2 protein-coding genes and 1 pseudogene are annotated in these 3636 nt (G+C 51.0%); all 3 read right to left on the bottom strand.

The annotated features are described in order from the left end of the window. Positions 1-360: DUF4623 domain-containing protein (locus BN93_RS10180; protein WP_044260419.1), on the bottom strand; the 360-nt coding region annotated here is incomplete at its 3' end. Between the two features lie 274 nt (positions 361-634). Then, on the bottom strand, positions 635-2500 hold the full coding sequence (locus BN93_RS10175; RefSeq protein WP_044260417.1) for a RagB/SusD family nutrient uptake outer membrane protein: 1866 nt from the start codon (positions 2498-2500) through the stop codon (positions 635-637). Positions 2501-2512: 12 nt separating this feature from the next. Beyond that, positions 2513-3636: pseudogene (locus BN93_RS10170) on the bottom strand (SusC/RagA family TonB-linked outer membrane protein); the annotation flags it as partial.

Below are 3636 nucleotides of genomic sequence, written 5' to 3'. Positions count from 1 at the left end.
GTACCTGTTGTGGTTAAGCACGCGTATGGTGAGTTTCTTTTGCTCGTCGTCGGGTGTCATCTTGCAGTCTATCTCGGTTTTGTCGAGTTGTGCGCCGTCAGATAGTTTCGCTTCTAGTCGCAGTGCGGCGAAGTTGGTGAGTGTGTCTAGCTTGGGGAAGTTCACTTCTTTCTTCTCCTCGTCTATTCTTCCTTCCACCACTTGGTCGCCTTTTGCACCCGCATTCATTATTTTAATGCCGAGCAAGTCGGTGTCGTAGGGCGCGTCCAGGCTGTCGGGATAGTTGTCGCCACACGAAACAAATGCCGTCGCCATCATCATGGCAATGGCTGCCAGACCTATGTTCTTTATCTTGTACATGCCTTCTTTTGTTTAAAGTTTGTTGTTTGTTGAGGGGGATTTTTAAAGGAGTTATGGAGTTAAGGAGTTAAGGAGTTAAGCCAAATGCTTTTTTGTGAGGAGTTAAGGAGTTAAGCCAAATGCTTGTGAGCAGCGTAACTAATATCCTTTTTTCTCGTTAACTGAATCTCCTTGTTAACTCGGCAACTAAATTTCCTTGTCAACTCGTAAACTTATCAACTAAATCTCCTTGTTAACTCGTCAACCTCATTCCCTCTTCCCCTCGTCAACTAAATTAATATCCTTCGGGCCATCCCTTTGTTTGCGAGAGGTGATAGCCACGTTCGGCGTATTTCTGAATGTCGTTGTAGCCGATGGGCGAGAGATAAGGGTTCACGTTGGGCAGGTTAAGGAAAGGAAGTCTGCCAATTGTCTCCTTAGGATAGAAGAAACCCTTCATGTCTTTGGCGTTCTTGCCATTGTAAGTAACAAGCTTGCCTGCCGCATTTTGTACACGATAGGCACCCACAGTCTTTTCGTTTAGCACGCCGGGCAGTTCTGTTGGGAAGTTCACCCATGCGCCAAGAAGCAAGTCGGGGTTAGCATCGGTATCCATGTAGCTCAGCTTTTTCCATCTGCGCAAGTCGATAATGCGCGAGAATTCGAAAGCAAGCTCCATACGCCTTTCGCGCCTTATCTCCCAAAGCAGCTGCGGCACATCGGCATCTCGCTTGGGGTCGTTGTTCAGTTGGTCGAGCTTCATGGCGACCGTTTGCTTCACGTGGTGCTGTATCGCCTCTGCATCGAGCGGCCTTTTGCGAATGGCGTTGACGGAGATGTCGATGTCGGCCTGTGTAACAGCCGCCTCGCCCAGCGTGGCTAGTTCGGCTTTTGCCTCAATCCAGTTGAGCAACACCTCGGCGTAACGCATAACGGGATAGCCCGTAACGTTTTTGTCGCCCTGGAATTCGGGTGCAGGCGTACCTCCTTCGATGTTGAGGTAAGACAAGGCCGAACGTGGAATGAACTTCGTAACATATAGTCCGCAGCTTTTGGCATTCTCCGTTGGCTTGTAATAGAAGGTGGCTTCGAAACGCGGGTCGCGGGTCTTGATGAGGCTGTCGAGCGTGAAGTCCTTAGCAGCCGCCATTGTGGTGGAGTTCCAATCCTTACCGTCGTTGCAGATAAAGGCCTTGATCAGGTCGAGGTTGGGACCAAGGTCGGTGGGGTTGCTGGGTAGGCAATAGGATGCCACGCAGTGCGTAACGCCTTGTTCGGCATCGTATTTGCGATAGAGGATGCAGTCTTTCGAGTCGCTCAGGTTCGTGGAGCCGAAGAGCGAACGGAAGTCGGTAGCGATGCCATATTTGCCGCTGTCTATAATCAGCTGTGCCGCCTCTGTGGCCAGTTTGAAACAAGCTTTGGCGCGTTCGTTGTCTTGATAGTGGTATTTTTGCCAGCTCCCTTCGAACAAGGCCCACCTAGACACGAAGGCGGCCACCACGTAACGGTTTACATTTTGTGCGCCATCGTTCAGGCGAACGTTCTGCATGGCGTACTTGAAATCGGAGAATACCGAGTCCATCACCTCGTTGCGTGGGGTGCGGTCCTTGTAAATTTCGTTCAGTTCGTCGCGATGTATCTCGTGGTTATAGTATGGCACGTCGCCGAACACGTTCACCAAGCGGGCATATTCCAATGCGTGGAAGAAACGTGCGATGCCCAACCAGTGGCGATATTGCTCGTCGGTGAGCTTGTCGGCCATCAGTTGCGTGATGCGGTCTTTCATCACATTGGCTTTCCTCACCCATGCAAAGTTCCATGTTGGACCGCTGAATTGACTTTCCCAACCGAGCGACAACGTAGTGCTGCCCTTCGAACTGGGCACCGCTTTCGAAAACTGCGGCTGTGTTCCTTTCAGCACCACGTCGTCGTTAAAGTTGTAGTTGTTGTTCGGGGTGTATGCCGTAACCCCATACCCCACCCCATATCCGGGGAAGAAATTGGGATAAAAGGCGTTGGCATAGAGCCTCACGTTGTTCTCGCTAACCCAATATTCGGGGTCTTCGGCCGAGGTAAGCGAGGGTCGGTCTAAGACGTCGTTGCACGCTGAGCAAACCAAAGTGCAAACGGCGATAAATGAAAATATTTTTAGTTTCATAGGGATTGCTTTTTAGAATGTGAGCTGTGCGCCAAACGAAAGCGACTTAAACACGGGTGTTCCCGTACCTGTTCGCCCGTTGTTGTAGTTTTGTTTAGAGGTGAACATCGAGTAACCGGAGATGGCTTCGGGGTCGATGGGCAGTCCGCGCAGGTTGTCGAAGGTGAAGAAGTTCTCCAACGAGAGATAGAGCCTTGCCCTTGTTAGGCCCACTTTGCTTATCCAATTCTGTTGGAACGAATATCCAAAGTTGATGTTCTTCACGCGGAGGTAGGCCATGTTGAGCAAGTACTTGCTCTGACGCTGCATGCTGAACCCCGTGCTATTGTTGCCTAGGTTCCATGCCCGCGGATAGAAGGCGTCTGTTCTGTCCTCTCGCCAGTAGTCGGTAGCGAAAGTCTTGGGGATTGCTCCTTCCTTGGCGTTAAATCCGGGGATGGCCAACTGACCTTCTCCCCATATCTTACGCTTGCCAATGCCCTGGCAGAAGATGGAGAAATCGAAACCCTTATAGTCTACGCCGATGCGGAAACTATACTCGTAACGCGGCGTAGAGTTGCCTATCACGGCCAAATCGCCGTGGTCGCCGTTGGTTCCAGCACCTCCAGAGATGTATCCGTCGCCGTCAAGGTCTTTGAATTTAACGTCGCCCGGTGCAAAAACCAGTTTGTCGCCGTCTTCGTATTGCACTTGGTAAACGGGGTGGCGAGCCGTCTGCTTGTTGGTAGAGCGCAACGTACCTTTATATATAACGTTTGTGCGGACGATGTTCTTGCCGTCGGCATCGTATTCAAAGTCGTCCTTTTGGAAGAGCCTGTCGGTTACAAGGCCATAGATGTCGCCATAGCGGCGGCCTGTGGAGTATTGGTCGTAAACACTTCGCAGTTCCCACGGCTTTTGATAGTCGGCGCCTTGAACAACCGTCGTGATGGCATCTGCAAGTGTGAAGTTGGCATTAACGCCCAGTCCGTTGGCGAAACGGTGATTGAAGTCTACAGAAACTTCCCAACCTTTGGTTTGCAAATGTCCGAAGTTTCCCTTTGGCGAAGATGTTCCGAGGGTTACGGGCAGGTCGTCGCCGGGTACAATCATGTTTTTGGTGTCGCGCTTAAACCAATCGAACGTTACGCCAATCT

The sequence above is a fragment of the Prevotella conceptionensis 9403948 genome, assembly GCF_000312305.1.
Lineage (GTDB): Bacteria > Bacteroidota > Bacteroidia > Bacteroidales > Bacteroidaceae > Prevotella > Prevotella conceptionensis.
The sequence above is the reverse complement of the archived record's forward strand: the minus strand, read 5'-3'. Positions and strand labels throughout refer to the sequence as shown.